Annotated in this window: 11 protein-coding genes; 4 read left to right on the forward strand and 7 right to left on the reverse strand. The window is 66.5% G+C overall.

Annotated features, from left to right (window positions below; genetic code table 11):
- Positions 1-33 precede the first annotated feature (33 nt).
- From ELS24_RS23835 to ELS24_RS23855, 5 genes are read right to left on the reverse strand one after another with little or no spacing between them, the layout of a single operon-like run.
- Positions 34-2,802: a nitrate reductase gene (locus ELS24_RS23835; protein ID WP_240669369.1), complete on the reverse strand. Its 2,769-nt coding sequence runs from the start codon at positions 2,800-2,802 to the stop codon at positions 34-36.
- 3 nt (positions 2,803-2,805) lie between these two features.
- Entirely contained in the window at positions 2,806-4,071 is a 1,266-nt protein-coding gene (locus ELS24_RS23840; RefSeq protein ID WP_127185516.1) for an NAD(P)/FAD-dependent oxidoreductase, read from the reverse strand.
- A 20-nt stretch (positions 4,072-4,091) separates the two neighbouring features.
- The gene (locus tag ELS24_RS23845) at positions 4,092-4,964 is read right to left on the reverse strand and encodes an ABC transporter ATP-binding protein (protein WP_127185517.1); all 873 of its coding nucleotides are present in this window, start codon (positions 4,962-4,964) and stop codon (positions 4,092-4,094) included.
- Between the two features lie 4 nt (positions 4,965-4,968).
- A complete protein-coding gene (ntrB, locus tag ELS24_RS23850; RefSeq protein ID WP_050448263.1) occupies positions 4,969-5,802 on the reverse strand; it encodes a nitrate ABC transporter permease in 834 nt (277 codons plus the stop codon).
- Positions 5,803-5,832: 30 nt separating this feature from the next.
- A complete protein-coding gene (locus tag ELS24_RS23855; RefSeq protein ID WP_127185518.1) occupies positions 5,833-7,134 on the reverse strand; it encodes a CmpA/NrtA family ABC transporter substrate-binding protein in 1,302 nt (433 codons plus the stop codon).
- Positions 7,135-7,502: 368 nt separating this feature from the next.
- Here ELS24_RS23855 and ELS24_RS23860 point away from each other — a divergent pair, with 368 nt between their 5' ends.
- Together ELS24_RS23860 and cysG are read left to right on the forward strand one after the other, a co-directional pair.
- Positions 7,503-8,111, forward strand: a complete 609-nt coding sequence (locus ELS24_RS23860; protein WP_230695258.1) for an ANTAR domain-containing response regulator — start codon at positions 7,503-7,505, stop codon at positions 8,109-8,111.
- 109 nt (positions 8,112-8,220) lie between these two features.
- Positions 8,221-9,627: a siroheme synthase CysG gene (gene cysG / locus ELS24_RS23865; protein WP_127185519.1), complete on the forward strand. Its 1,407-nt coding sequence runs from the start codon at positions 8,221-8,223 to the stop codon at positions 9,625-9,627.
- A gap of 22 nt (positions 9,628-9,649) precedes the next feature.
- Here cysG and upp read toward each other — a convergent pair whose 3' ends face one another.
- Both upp and dacB read right to left on the reverse strand, forming a co-directional pair.
- Positions 9,650-10,288 (reverse strand): uracil phosphoribosyltransferase, encoded by a 639-nt coding sequence (gene upp, locus ELS24_RS23870; RefSeq protein ID WP_050448260.1) that lies wholly within the window; start codon positions 10,286-10,288, stop codon positions 9,650-9,652.
- Between the two features lie 97 nt (positions 10,289-10,385).
- Positions 10,386-11,834 carry a D-alanyl-D-alanine carboxypeptidase/D-alanyl-D-alanine endopeptidase gene (gene dacB, locus ELS24_RS23875; RefSeq protein WP_050448259.1) on the reverse strand — a complete coding sequence of 483 codons (1,449 nt, stop codon included), beginning with the start codon at positions 11,832-11,834 and terminating at the stop codon, positions 10,386-10,388.
- 184 nt (positions 11,835-12,018) lie between these two features.
- Here dacB and queA point away from each other — a divergent pair, with 184 nt between their 5' ends.
- The gene (gene queA / locus ELS24_RS23880) at positions 12,019-13,077 is read left to right on the forward strand and encodes a tRNA preQ1(34) S-adenosylmethionine ribosyltransferase-isomerase QueA (protein ID WP_127185520.1); all 1,059 of its coding nucleotides are present in this window, start codon (positions 12,019-12,021) and stop codon (positions 13,075-13,077) included.
- On the forward strand, positions 13,074-14,210 hold the full coding sequence (tgt, locus tag ELS24_RS23885; RefSeq protein ID WP_050448257.1) for a tRNA guanosine(34) transglycosylase Tgt: 1,137 nt from the start codon (positions 13,074-13,076) through the stop codon (positions 14,208-14,210). The genes queA and tgt overlap by 4 nt, the downstream gene beginning before the upstream one ends.
- Positions 14,211-14,398: the final 188 nt, after the last annotated feature.

Here is a 14,398-nt window from a genome sequence, read left to right on the forward strand (position 1 = left end):
GGCCGCCCACGGCTGGCGGCGGCTGGCTTGATACTACACCGGTTGCCGTGCCTGACATATGTCCACTCGTGTCGGGGCGCGGGCGATCAACGCGCGCACTTCCGGTACGCAAGAGCCGCAGCCGGTGCCGCAACCCAAGGTGGATTTCAGCCCGTCCAGATCGCATCCGCGCGCGATGCCCGCCAGGATAGCGGCCTCGCTCACGCCAACGCACGCGCATACCGTGCGCGAACGCGCCGGCCCGCTAATGCGCCCCGCCAGCAAGGCGGACACGCTGGCGGGTGCCTGGCCGCCAGCGGCCCAGGACAGCAAGGCGTCCTGCGCCCGCATATCCCCCGTCAGCAGGAAGGCGCGCACGCCGTCCTGCGCAACGGCCACGCGGCGCAGCTTGCCTTGCACCAGATCATCGAACACCACGTCGGCCTGGCCAAGATCCAGCGACTGCGCCAACTGGTTGATCACATCGACGTCCGGCGCCTGAGCCGCGGCCACGCGGATCCGCACGCCGCCCGCGCTGGACGGCAACACCACCGCGTAGTCAAAGCGGCGCAGCCAGGGCGCCAGGCGCGCGCGCAAGGCCACGGAATCGCCTTGCAGCCAGCCTGCCGCCTGCCAGGGCAGAGCGGCGGGTTCGACGGCGACGGCGCTGAACTTCAATTCGGGCTGGCGCGAAAAGGGGTCTGTCGCGGGGCTGGCCAGCGCGTTCACGCCCAGCCCCGACATATAGGCGCTGCCCCAATGCATGGGCAAGAAGGCGTGCCCGCGTTGCAATCCCTCGTCCGCCTGCACGGGTAGCACCACACTGCCCCGCCGCGAACGCAGCCGCGCCAGGGTGCCCGGCGCCAGACCCAGGCGCTGCAAGGTTTCGGGATGCAGCGACAGCCACGGCTCTTCAACATGCTGCGTCAACACGCGCGCCAACGACGTGCGCGCCATCGTGTGCCAGTGGTCACGCAGGCGGCCGGTGGTAAGCGGCATGGGAAAGTCGGGCGTCAGCGCGTCGGCGGGCGGTAGATAGCGCACATCGCAAAACCGCGCGCGGCCGTTGGGGGTGGGAAACGCGCCGTCGGCGTAGAGGCGCGTCGTGCCCTGCCCGGCCCGATAGGGCCACTGCTGCGGGCCATCCCGATCCAGGATGCCGTAGTCCAGCGCGCTGTAATCCAGATCGCGCCCGGCCGTCATGCGGACGTGTTCCGCGAACACTTCGGCTTCGTCGCGGTACGCAAACCCGGCAGCCTTCTCCGGCGCGATGCGGGCCGCCAGGCGCTGCGCCACCGCCTGGGCCAATCGCCAATCCGGTTGCGCGTCACCAGGCGGTGCCACGGCGGCATGCACGCGGCTGACGCGGCGTTCGGAATTGGTGACCGTGCCCGATTTCTCGGGCCAGGTGGCGGCCGGCAGCACCAGGTCGGCATAGGCCAGCGTCTCGGTGCCGGTAAAGGCCTCTTGCACGATCACGAACTCGGCTTGCTCCAAGGCCGCGCGCACGCGGGCCTGGTCAGGCAGCGACTGCGCCGGGTTCGTTGCCGCAATCCACAGCACTTTCACACGGCCGTCGAGCACGGCGTCGAAAAGCTCCAGCGCGGTGGCGCCCGGCGTGTCGGGCAGGCGGTCCACGCCCCACAGCGCCGCGACCTCGGCGCGGTCCTGGGCCACGGCCGGATCGCGGTGGCCCGGCAGCAAGGTCGCCATGCCACCGGCTTCGCGCCCGCCCATGGCGTTGGGTTGGCCGGTCAGCGAGAACGGCCCCGCGCCCGGTTTGCCGATCTGCCCGGTGGCCAGATGCAGATGGATCAGCGCGGCGTTCTTGTCGGTGCCCTGGGTGGATTGGTTCAGGCCCATCGTGTAAAGCGACAGCGCCGCGCCGCCGCTTCCAAACCAGCGCGCGGCCTGGATGATGTCGGCGGCCGGCACGCCGCAGATTTCCTGCGCCACGGCCGGGGGATACGCCTCCACGGTATTCATCAACGCATCAAAACCGTCGGTGTGGCGCTCGATGTAAGCCTGGTCGATCCGCCCTTCACGCGCCATGACGTGCAACATGGCATGAAAGAGCGCCACGTCCGTGCCTGGCGCGATGGGCAGGTGCAGGTCGGCGAACGCCGCCGTATCCGTACGGCGGGGGTCCACCACAATCACTTTCATGCCGGGCCGGCGCGCGCGGGCCGCTTCCAGGCGGCGAAACAGCACGGGGTGGGCGTACGCCATGTTTGAACCGGCGATCAGCACGGTGTCGGCCAGGTCCAGGTCGTCGTAGCAGGCGGGCGGCGCATCCGCGCCCAAGGTGCGCTTGTAGCCCGACACCGCGCTGGACATGCACAGCCTGGAATTAGTGTCGATATTGTTGGTGCCGGCCAGCGCGCGCGCCAGCTTGTTGAAGACGGCATAGTCTTCGGTCAGCAACTGGCCCGACAGGTAAAAACCCACCGCGTCCGGCCCATGCGCAAGAATGGTGTCGGCCAGTTTTTGCGCCGCGATGTCCAGCGCCTGATCCAGGGCAATGTTCTGGTGCGCCGCACCGCGCGACTCGCGCCATTGCGCCGACAGCACGCGCGCGCCGTCTCGCCGCACCGTGTCGGCCAGGGCCAGGCCCTTGCTGCACAGCTTGCCATGGTTGGCGGGATGATCTTCATCGCCACGCACCCGCAGCACCGCGCCGTCGCGCACCTGCACGCGCACACCACAGCCCGTGCCGCAATAGCAGCAGACCGACCGCAGCTCGCGTTCGCCCTCGTGCGCGTGCCCCTCCTTCGCGCCGTCCCCATTCGACAGCGGCGCGATCCTACGCAACGGCATGTCCATGGTTTATCCGCCTACCGCCGCGTTATCGAACCCATCACCGGCAGGCTCGCCCGCCATCAACTGATCGCGCAGCGCGCCAATGGCCTGCCCTTCGCGCATCAACCGCACATACCAACTGCTGTCGGCCGTGTCGCCATACAGGCACGCGCCGACCAGCTTGTTGTCGCGAATCACCAGCTTCTTGTAGACACCGTCCAGCGCGTCGGCCAACACGATGGTCTCGGTCTGCGCGCCGCCCTTGAAGTCCCCGGCGGAAAACAGGTCGATGCCCGTCACCTTCAATTTCGTGGACGTGATGCTGCCTTCGTATCGGCCGATGCCATGCATGGCCAGATGATTGGCCGCCACCTTCGCCTGCTCGAACAAGGGCGCGACCAGGCCATAGGCCGTGCCACGATGGCTGACGCATTCACCCACCGCGTAGATGCGCGGGTCGTAGGTTTGCAAGGTGTCGGTGACGACGATGCCGCGATCCACCCGCAAGCCGCAGCTTTCCGCCAGCGCCGTGTTCGGCCGCACGCCCACCGCCATCACCACCAGGTCCGCCGGCACCTCCGAGCCATCATCAAACCGCAGCGCCCGCACCCGTCCATCCTCGCCCGCGACGATCTCGCGGGTCTGGCGTTGCAGCAGAAAAGTCAGGCCGCGCGCCTCCAGGCTGCGCCGCAACAGCGCGGCCGCCTCAAAATCCAACTGGCGGTCCAGCAACCCCGCGCCCAGATGCACGACCGATACCCGCATGCCACGCGCAGCCAGACCATTGGCCGCTTCCAGGCCCAGCAGGCCGCCGCCGATCACCACCGCGTTGCGATAGCGCGACGACGCCTCGATCATCCGGTTCACATCGTCGATGTCGCGAAAGGCGACCACGCCGTCCATGTCATGACCCGGCACCGGCAGGATGGTCGGGTTCGACCCCGTGGCCAGCAGCAGGCGGTCATACGCGGCTTCGGTGCCATCGTCGCAATGCACTCGGCGGCGCACCCGGTCCACCCGTGTGACCTTGCGGTTGCACAGCAGCCGGATGCCGTGCCGCGCATACCAGGCTTCGTCGTTCAGCACGATGTCCTGCAAGGTCTGTTCGCCGGTCAGCACGGGCGAGAGCAGGATGCGGTTGTAGTTGGTGTAGGGCTCGGCGCCGATCACCGTGATGTCGTAGAGGCCGGGTGCCTGCGCCAGCAGTTCTTCCACCGTGCGGATGCCGGCCATGCCGTTGCCCACCACCACCAGCTTGGGTTTTGCGCCCGGCTTGGATGTCGTCGCGCCCATAAGGTCTCCTGTGCGCCCGATCAGGCAACGGCCCGGACGGCGTCGTCTCGCACTTCCAAGACCTCGGCTTCCCGATCCCGTTCGGCGTTGGCGGCGGCTGGCGACCGTTCGGGGTTGCCATGGCGGCGATGCAGGAAGTCCACCACCGACGCGCGGCAGGCCAGATACGTGGCGTCATTCGCCAGCCGCACGCGGTCACGCGGGCGCGGCAGGGGCACGGACAGAATGTCGCCTATGGTGGCGGCCGGGCCGTTGGTCAGCATGACGATGCGGTCGGACAACAGCACGGCTTCGTCCACGTCGTGCGTGACCATGATGGTGGTGGTGCGCGTCTTGGCCACGATCTTCAACAGCTCGTCCTGCAGATGCGCGCGCGTCAGCGCATCCAGCGCGCCGAAGGGTTCGTCCATGAGCAGCACGCCCGGCTCGATGGCCAAGGCGCGCGCGATGCCCACGCGCTGCTTCATGCCGCCCGAAATTTCACGCGGCAGCTTGTTCTGCGCCGGCAGCAGCCCCACCAGTTCAAGCGCCGCCCGCGTGCGCTGCTCCAGTTGCGGACGCTTTTCCGTGGCGCCGAATACGCGCTCCACCGCCAGGTAAACGTTCTGGAAACACGTCAGCCAGGGCAGCAAGGAATGGTTCTGAAATACCACCGCACGATCCGGGCCGGGTCCGGTGATCTCGCGCTCGGCACATAGCAGCACGCCACGGGTCGGCCGGGTCAAGCCGGCAATCAGATTCAACAAGGTCGATTTGCCGCAGCCGGAATGGCCGATCAAGGTAATGAATTCCCCCTGCTCGACTGTCAGGTCGATATCGCGCAGCGCCACGAAGTCGCCCTTGCGGGTGTGGAAGGTCTGGCCCACGTTTTCGATGCGAACGAATTTCTTCATGGCGCTATTCCTCGGTGTAGGTGAAGCGGCGGGCCAGGGCCACCAACAGGGTTTCCAACAGCAAGCCCACAATGCCGATTACAAAAATGGCGATGACGATGTGCTCTACCTTCAGGTTGTTCCATTCATCCCACAGCCAGAAGCCGATACCCGTGCCCCCGGTCAGCATTTCGGCCGCCACGATCACCAGCCAGGCGGTGCCGATGGACAGGCGCACGCCCGTCAGCACATAGGGCAGCACGGCGGGCAGCAGCACTTTCGTGGTCAGCTTCCATTCGGACAGGTTCAGCACCCGCGCCACGTTCAGGTAGTCCTGCGGCACGCGCGACACGCCCACCGCGGTGTTGATGATCATCGGCCAGATCGAACAGATGAAAATCGCCCAGATGGCGGCGGGGTTGGCGGCCTTGAACAGCAGCAAGCCCAAGGGCAGCCAGGCCAGCGGCGACACCGGCCGCAACAGGCTCACGATGGGTGAAAACATGGCGTTGATGGCGGCGTAGCGCCCGATGGCGAAGCCCGCCGGAATGCCGATCACCGCCGCCAGGCCAAAGCCGATGGCCACGCGCTCCAACGAGGCCACAAGATTCCAGCCGATGCCCTTGTCGTTGGGGCCGTTGTCATAGAACGGGTCGGAAAACAGCGTCACGGCGGCATGCCAGGTGACGCCCGGCGTGGGGATCTCTGGAATCTGCATCGCGATCACCTGCCACATCAGCACAAACAATGCGAAGCCGGCCACCGGTCCGGCCACGGTTTTCAGCGCGGATTCCAGTTTCTCGCGGCCAGCGGCAACCAGCGCTTCGCCGCGGCCCACAGTCGTTACGGTAGAAGTCATAGCAAGCCCTCTTCTGTTGCGGTATTGCGGTCAGACCTTGACCTTGAATCCGTCGGCATAGGCCGCCGGGTTGCTGCCGTCCCACTTCACCCCGTCGATCAGCGTGGACGTGCGCGTTTCGCTGGTGGGCAAGGCCACGCCCGCGGCTTGCGCGGCCTGTTTGTAGAGGTCGATGCGGTTGATCTGCTTGGCCACCGCCAGATAGTCGGGATGCTCTTTCAAGAGGCCCCACCGTTTGTGCTGCGTCAGGAACCACATGCCGTCGCTCAGGTACGGAAAGTTGGCCGAGCCGTCGGCGTAGAAGCGCATGGCGTGCTCGTCCGTCCAGGTCTTGCCCAGGCCGTCCTGGTACTTGCCCAGCATGCGGTCCACGATGCCGCTGGCGTCCGTGTTCACGTAGGATTTGGCGGCGATGGTTTCCGCCGTCTTCTGACGGTTGGCGGGCGAGGCGTCGATCCACTTGCCGGCCTCGAGGATGGCGGCGGTGACGGCGCGCGCCGTGTTCGGATTACGCGACACGAAATCCGCGCTGGTGCCCAGCACCTTTTCAGGATGGTCCTGCCAGATGTCTTGCGAGGTCACGGCGGTAAAACCGATCTTGTCCATGATGGTGCGCGCGCCCCAGGGCTCGCCCACGCAGAAGCCATCCATATTGCCCACGCGCATGTTCGCCACCATCTGGGGCGGCGGCACGGTGATGACCTTGGCGTCTTTCATCGGGTTGATGCCATAGGCGGCCAGCCAGTAATACAGCCACATGGCGTGCGTGCCGGTCGGGAAGGTCTGCGCGAAGGTGTATTCGCGCTTGTCCGACGCCATCAGCTTGGCCAGCGATTCGCCGTCGCGCGCGCCCTTCTCCAGCACCTTGTTCGATAGCGAGATTGCCTGCCCGTTCTGATTCAGGCTCATCAGGACAGCCATGTCCTTCTTGGGCCCGCCGATGCCCAGGTGCACGCCGTACACCAGCCCATACAGCACGTGCGCCATATCGAGTTCGCCGTTAAGCAGCTTGTCGCGCACGGCCGCCCACGACGCTTCCTTGGACGGCGTGATGGTCACGCCGTATTTCTTGTCGATGCCCAGCACCGACGCCATCACCACCGAGGCGCAATCGGTCAGCGGAATAAAGCCGATCTTCACCTCGGTTTTTTCCGGCGCGTCCGTACCGGCGGCCCAGGCGCCGGCGCGCACCAACGGGTCAACCAGCGACAGCAGGCCGGCGCCCGCCACCGCGCGCGCCGTGCCGCTCAACCACTTGCGGCGGCTGGCATTCGCGCCCGCGTCCGCATGGGGGGCAAGGTCGGATGAGGGGCTACGTTGTACTGGCGTCATGCATGGCTCCTGGCAAAAAAAAACGTCCCGCGCGCCATGGAACCCAGTCCATTGGCGCAGCGGAACGTCGTTGTCCCTTGCCGCGTAGTGCGGCGCGTTGCGTTGGCGACCGCCGTTGGTCGCCCGATATCACTTAAGCAAACGCTGTGCCAGATGCGCGGGAAACTACCGTGGCTCGCCGCTACGCTGCGCCAGCATTGGTGTTGCGAGGAATCATGGGTCAACGCCGGGTTGCCCTACGCGCGCACCGTAGAACCAAGTTGGTGCGCAATGCGATGCGGCGGCGCACCATCCCTGTGCCGTCCGCGCCCTGCCGCTGTGCGCGGGAATCCTGCCGCGCGCGCAATCAGAGATGGCATGGAACTTGCATGCTTGAGCAGCATCAGGGGGATCACATGCTGAAGGTCATGCTGCTGAACGATGGCGAGGGACGCGCGGCGTCGCTGCGGCAAACGCTTGCCGCGGCGGGCGTACACGTGGTCTCGGAAGTAGCACCCGGCAGTGACCTGGCTACCGCCATCGCCCAGGCGGCGCCGGACGTGGTGCTGATCGACAGCGACGCCCCCGGGCGCGACACGCTGGAAAACGTCTGTGTGGCCAGCGCGCACAGTGATCGGCCAGTGGTGATGTTCACCGATGACGGCAACCGCGACACCATCCGCACCGCGTTGCGCGCGGGCGTGGCCGCTTATGTGGTGGGCGACGTGTCGGCGGCCCGCATCGAACCGCTGCTGACCGTGGCGATTGAACGCTTCGCCATGGAAAAGTCGCGGCGCGAGGAACTGCGCGATGCGCAACTGCGGCTGGCCGAACGCCAGTGGGTGGAAAAGGCCAAGGGCATCCTGATGAAGACGCGCTCGATACCGGAAGAGGAAGCGCACCGGCTGCTGCGCGACCGCGCCATGCAAAGCCAGAAGCGGCTGGGCGAAGTGGCGCGCGAGGTCGTCGAAATGAGCCAATGGCTGGGCAGCGCCTGACCAAATAAGTTATGGATATAAGGATTCAAGAAATCAAAAGTTGTGGGGATGTAAACCCGTCCCTATCATCGGCAGATATTTTGCCGGGTACGCCCGAGGCGGGCACAAGATGAAGCTTTTCCCGATTTTTGCTGACCTGAAGGGTCGGCGGGTGCTGGTGGTGGGCGGTGGCGCGGTGGCCGAGCGCAAGACGCTCGCGCTACTGGAAGCCATGGCCGACGTGGTGGTGGGCGCGCCGGCACTGACCCCGGCATTGACGGATTTGGTGGCCCAGGGCCGCATCCGCCACCTGGCCGACCGATTCAACCCCGACTGGCTGGATGACGTGTGGCTGGTGGTGGCCGCCACCGATGACCGCACCGCCAATGCCGCGGTGTCCGATGCCGCCAGCGCGCGACGCATTTTTGCCAATGTGGTGGACGACCCGGAACTGTCCTCGTTTCAGGTGCCGTCCATTGTTGACCGCTCGCCCGTCATCGTGGCGATCTCGTCGTCGGGCGTAGCGCCCGTGCTGGCGCGCCGCGTGCGCGAGCGCATCGAATCCCTGTTCGACCATACGCTGGGCCAACTGGCCGCGCTGGCCGCCACCTACCGCAAGCGCATCCGCGCCAGCCATCCCGATCTGGGCGCGCGCCGCCGCTTCTACGACTGGCTGCTGGACGGCCCCGTGGCGGGCCTGCTGCGCCAGCAGCAAGCCGCACAGGCTGAAGCCGCGCTGACCCAGGCCCTGGACTCGCCGCTGGCCCCAGCCGAAGGCAGCGTGGTGCTGGTGGGCGCGGGGCCGGGCGACCCCGGCTTGCTGACCCTGAAGGCATTGCGCGCCTTGAATGAGGCCGACGTCATCCTGTACGACCGCCTGGTCAGCGAAGACGTAATGTCACTGGCGCGCCGCGATGCCGACCGCATCGCCGTGGGCAAGCTGCCCGGCGAAAACCACCACGCGACCCAGGCGCGCATCCACGCGCTACTGGTGGAACACGCGCAGGCAGGCCGCCGGGTGGTGCGCTTGAAGGGGGGCGACGCGTTCATCTTTGGCCGGGGCGGTGAAGAACTGGAATACTTGCGGGCGCACAATGTGCGCTTCGAGGTGGTGCCGGGCATCACGGCCGCGCTGGCCTGTGCCGCCTACGCCGGCATTCCGCTAACGCACCGCGAGCACGCGCAATCGGTGCGGCTGATCACGGCGCACTGCCGTGAAGACGAAGACAATCTGGACTGGCCGGCGCTGGCCCGTGAAAAGCAGACCCTGGCGTTCTATATGGGCGTGGGTCAGCTAGACCTGCTGACCCGCCGCCTGCTGGCTCATGGCCGTGCGGCCGACACGCCGTTCGCGCTGATCGAAAACGGCAGCCGGCCGGAACAGCGCGTGCTGTCGGGCACGCTGGAAGCGCTGCCGCGCCTGGCGGCGGAACACGCCATCCGTTCGCCCGCCCTGTTGATCGTGGGCGAAGTGGCGGGGCTGGCGCCGCGCTTGCAATGGTTTGGCCAGCACATCGAGGGCGCTGGCGGCGCGTAGCCGCCTGCCCCCCGAGCTTGGCTTAAATCGCCTTCTGATTCGTGCCGAAAATGCGGTCGCCCGCATCGCCCAGGCCGGGCATGATGTAGCCGTGTTCGTTCAGGCCGTCATCGATGGACGCTGTATAGATATGCACGTCGGGGTGCTTGGCCAGCACGGTATCGATGCCCACGGGCGCGGCCACCAACACCAGCGCGCGGATTTCCTTGCAGCCGGCGCGCTTAAGCAGATCAATCGCGGCAACCATCGAGCCGCCGGTCGCCAGCATGGGATCCACGATCAGCGCCAGGCGCTGGTCCAGTTCGCCGACCAGGCGTTCCAGATACGTGTGGGCTTCCAGCGTTTCTTCGTTGCGGGCCACGCCCACCACGCTGACCTTGGCGCCGGGAATCAAGCTGAGCACCCCGTCCAGCATGCCGATGCCGGCGCGCAAGATGGGCACCACGGTGACTTTTTTGCCGGCGATCTTCTCAACCTGGACCTCGCCACACCAGCCCTGGACAGTGGCGGGCTCCAGAGGCAGGTCCTTGGACGCTTCGTACGTCAGCAGCGCGCCCACTTCCTGCGACAACTCCCGAAAGCTCTTGGTGCTGAGGTCGGCGCGACGCATGATCCCGAGCTTGTGGCGGATCAGCGGATGGCGGATTTCGTGCACGGGCATGTGCGTAATTCTCCAGAATATTGAAATACAGGGGGTGTCGCCTCAGGCCATTTTCGAGCCATAGCTGAGGATCGTAATCGGTTTGGAAAAAAAAGCCCTACTGTTCTGCTAGCCAGGCGATAAGGGCGTCGTCGAACGCGCGAACGGCACCCGCCTGCTCGTGGTTCACGATGCTGACCACCACGTAGCGCTTGCCGCTGGCGCCCAGCACGTAACCGGCGATGGCGCGCACGTCGCGCAGCGAGCCGGTCTTCAGGTGGGCCATGCCCTGGGTGCCGTCGCCCTTCAGTCGGCGGCGCACCGTGCCGTCCACCCCGGCGATGGCGAACGATGAAATGTATTCGGGCATGAGCGGCGAATTCCAGGCCACGGTCAGCATCGACGCCAGGCTGTCGGCCGACACCCGGGCGTCGCGCGACAGGCCCGCGCCGTTGTCGATGATCAGTTCGGGCATATCCAGCCCCTGCTTGACCAGCGCGCCCTTGGCCACGGCCTCGCTGCTGGTCACCGTGGCGGGCCGGCGGCCACGCTCGGCGCCCAGCGTCAGCAGCAGCGTGCGCGCCATGACGTTGTTGCTGCGCTTGTTGATCTGGCGGATCACTTCCGCCAGCGTCGGAGAATCATGCGAGGCCAGCACCACCGCGTCGGCCGGCACCATGCCGGATTTGACCTGCCCCTTGAACGTGCCGCCCAGCTCTTTCCAGAGCAGGCGGAAGATTTCGGTGGCGTACTCAGGCTGCGACAAAGCCAGGCGATACAGGCTGAATTCCCCGCACGAACCCGCCACCTTGCCGCCCAGGCGGATCGTGACGCCCTGCTGGGTGATCAGCGGTTCGGTCGTGACTATCGGCGGGCCAGGGCAGCGGATGTCGCTCCATTCCACGCTGCCCTCAAGTTTCAGGCCGGGCAGGGGCGGATCGATCAGCGGCACCCATTTGTGCGCGGCGGGGTCCGGCGTGAACAGCAGGCGCTGCGCGCCAAAACCCACCATCAGCGCATCCGGGCTGGCGTTGTAGGCGCGGTCGGGCGCGCCGTCGAAGGCGCCGGGGTCGATCGCGACCTGGCCGAAGATGCTGCGGTCGATGATCAGGTCATTGATCTGCTTGACCCCACGCAGGCGCAATTCGCGCAACAGGGCCCACAGGTCTTGCATCAGGAATTGGGGGTCGCCGCCCGCCCGCAGGTACAGGGGGCCGGCCAACACGCCGCGGGCGTCGGGCCGAGCGCCCGGCGCGGTCATGAATTCGGTGCGCCATACGTAATTGGGGCCAAGCTCGGACAGCGCGGCCCAGGTCGTGACCAGCTTCATCACCGACGCCGGGTTGCGGGGTTCCTTGGCGTTCAGCGCCACCATGCGCGGCCCGCCCAGTTCCTGCACCACCAGCGACAGCGAACTGTCGGGCAACTTGGTGGCCTTCCAGGCCCGGATGACGTCTGGCGGCAAACCCTGGACCTGCGCAAAGGCGGCGCCCGCCGACAAGGCCAGCAGCCCGCCGGCCAGCCATTGCCTGAGTCCGCCCACCCGCTTCTTCGCTTGTCCCATCATGCGCTGTCCACCTTGTTGCCCGTCCTGCAAAACCGAGAGCATACAAAACCTGGGACGGTTACGGGGCTCTCGTCTGCTCCGGCCCTGATAACCTTCGCCTTTACAATAGCCGGTTGCCCCGAGCCCGCCCGGTTGGCCCAGCCCACGTTTTCCGGGCCGCCCTCACTGACAGACAGATACCCGCGTGACCCAGTCCCTGACCGTTTCCGATTTCAATTACGAGCTGCCGCCTGAGCTTATCGCGCAGACGCCCGCCGCCCAACGCACGGGCAGCCGCCTGCTGCACCTGGACGCCGCCAGCCAGTTGCACGACCGCCAATTCGCCGACCTGACCGGTCTGCTGCGCCCCAACGACCTGCTGGTGTTCAACGACACCCGCGTCATCAAGGCGCGCTTGGGCGGTCACAAGATCACGGGCGGCAAGGTCGAGGTACTGGTTGAGCGCATCACCGAATCCGACCGCGTCCTGGCCCACGTGCGCGCCAGCAAATCGCCCGGGCCGGGCATGGTGCTGCGCCTGGCCGAGGCCTTCGAGGCCACCGTGCTGGGCCGCGAAGGCGAACTCTTCGACATCCGTTTCCCCGGCCCCGTGCTGGACCTGCTGGACGCCCACGGCGCCACCCCGCTGCCGCCCTACATCACGCACGCGGCCGATGCGGGCGACGACGACCGCTATCAAACCGTTTACGCCCGAGAACCCGGCGCGGTTGCCGCGCCCACGGCCGGCCTGCACTTTGACCAGCCCACGCTGGACCGCCTGGCAAGCCTGGGTATCGCGCGCGCTTTTGTCACGCTGCACGTGGGCGCGGGCACGTTCCAGCCGGTGCGGGTCGACAACCTGGCCGACCACATCATGCACGCCGAATGGTTCACGGTGCCCCAGGCTACCGTGGACGCCATTGCCGCCACCCGCGCCAAGGGCGGCCGCGTCATCGCCGTGGGCACCACCAGCGTGCGCGCGCTGGAATCCGCCGCCGCGCAGACCGAAGGCCGCACGGCGCCCGGCCTGCCCCTGGCCGCCGCCCAGGGCGACACCCGCCTGTTCATCACCCCCGGCTACCAGTACCGCGTCGTGGACGCCCTGGTCACCAACTTCCACCTTCCCCAGTCGACCCTGCTGATGCTGGTGTCGGCGCTGGCCGGCGTTGAGCCGATCCGCCGCGCCTACGCCCACGCGGTAGCCCAGCGCTACCGCTTCTTCAGCTATGGCGACGCCATGTTTATCGAGTCCCCCGCCCCATGACCGGTCTGAATTTTGAACTGCTCGCCACCGACGGCGGCGCCCGCCGCGGCCGCATCACGCTGAACCACGGCGTGGTCGAGACGCCCATCTTCATGCCCGTGGGCACCTATGGCAGCGTCAAGGCCATGATGCCGCACGAGCTGAAAGAGATCGGGTCGCAGATCGTGCTGGGCAACACGTTCCACCTGTGGCTGCGCCCGGGCACGGACATCATGGAAAAGCACGGCGGCCTGCATGGCTTCATGCAGTGGGACAAGCCCATCCTGACCGACTCGGGCGGCTTCCAGGTGTTCAGCCTGCAAGGCATGCGCAAGATCACCGAGGAAGGCGTGAAGTTCGCCTCGCCCATCGACGGTGCGCGCCTGTTCCTGACGCCCGAAGAATCGATGCGCATCCAGCGTTCGCTGAATTCCGACATCGTCATGGTGTTCGACGAATGCACGCCGTATGAAATCGACGGCCGCCCCGCCACCGTTGAAGAAGCCGCGCGCTCGATGCGCATGTCCTTGCGCTGGGCGCGCCGCTCGCGCGACGAATTCGACCGCCTGGGCAACCCGAATGCGCTGTTCGGCATCGTCCAGGGCGGCATGTATGAATCGCTGCGCGATGAATCCCTGGCGGGCCTGCAGGACATCGGCTTCCATGGCTACGCCATCGGCGGGCTATCGGTAGGCGAGCCCAAGGAAGACATGATGCGCATCCTGGCGCACGTCACGCCGAAGCTGCCGGCCCAGGCGCCACGCTACCTGATGGGCGTGGGCACGCCGGAAGACCTGGTCGAGGGCGTGAGCCGTGGCGTGGACATGTTCGACTGCGTCATGCCGACCCGCAACGCCCGCAACGGCTGGCTGTTCACCCGCTTTGGCGACGTCAAGATCCGTAACGCCAAGTACCGCGACGACACCCGCCCGCTGGACCCCAGTTGCACCTGCCACACCTGCGCCAATTTCTCGCGCGCCTATCTGCACCATCTGCAGCGGGCCAACGAGATCACCGGCGCGCGCCTGAACACGCTGCACAATCTGCATTTCTATCTGACTATCATGAAGGAAATGCGCGAAGCCATCGCCGAAGGCCGTTTCAATGCCTGGCGCGCGCAGTTCGCCGCGGACCGCGCCCGCGGCATCGAGTAGTCGGGCTTTCCCTGAGGGGGCTTTTCTATTGAGATTTCGTCCCCATAGATTGGGATCCCCCCCTAGTGAAAGGCCGGCAATAAGATGGATACAATAGCCGGCTTGCCCTATCCATGGCTCGCGCGGGGATGGGCGCATAACAAGACAGCTAGTGGGTATGGCGATGTTTCGTAGTTACATAGAGAACT

The sequence above is a fragment of the Achromobacter spanius genome (genome assembly GCF_003994415.1).
Classification (GTDB): Bacteria; Pseudomonadota; Gammaproteobacteria; order Burkholderiales; family Burkholderiaceae_B; genus Achromobacter; species Achromobacter spanius_C.

What these genes read in the sequence shown, in the direction of transcription:
- ELS24_RS23835 (WP_240669369.1), bottom strand. Translation starts at nt 2,802, where the DNA reads ATGGACATGCCGTTGCGTAGGATCGCGCCGCTGTCGAATGGGGACGGC.
- ELS24_RS23840 (WP_127185516.1), bottom strand. Translation starts at nt 4,071, where the DNA reads ATGGGCGCGACGACATCCAAGCCGGGCGCAAAACCCAAGCTGGTGGTG.
- ELS24_RS23845 (WP_127185517.1), bottom strand. Translation starts at nt 4,964, where the DNA reads ATGAAGAAATTCGTTCGCATCGAAAACGTGGGCCAGACCTTCCACACC.
- ntrB (WP_050448263.1), bottom strand. Translation starts at nt 5,802, where the DNA reads ATGACTTCTACCGTAACGACTGTGGGCCGCGGCGAAGCGCTGGTTGCC.
- ELS24_RS23855 (WP_127185518.1), bottom strand. Translation starts at nt 7,134, where the DNA reads ATGACGCCAGTACAACGTAGCCCCTCATCCGACCTTGCCCCCCATGCG.
- ELS24_RS23860 (WP_230695258.1), top strand. Translation starts at nt 7,503, where the DNA reads ATGCTTGAGCAGCATCAGGGGGATCACATGCTGAAGGTCATGCTGCTG.
- cysG (WP_127185519.1), top strand. Translation starts at nt 8,221, where the DNA reads ATGAAGCTTTTCCCGATTTTTGCTGACCTGAAGGGTCGGCGGGTGCTG.
- upp (WP_050448260.1), bottom strand. Translation starts at nt 10,288, where the DNA reads ATGCCCGTGCACGAAATCCGCCATCCGCTGATCCGCCACAAGCTCGGG.
- dacB (WP_050448259.1), bottom strand. Translation starts at nt 11,834, where the DNA reads ATGATGGGACAAGCGAAGAAGCGGGTGGGCGGACTCAGGCAATGGCTG.
- tgt (WP_050448257.1), top strand. Translation starts at nt 13,074, where the DNA reads ATGACCGGTCTGAATTTTGAACTGCTCGCCACCGACGGCGGCGCCCGC.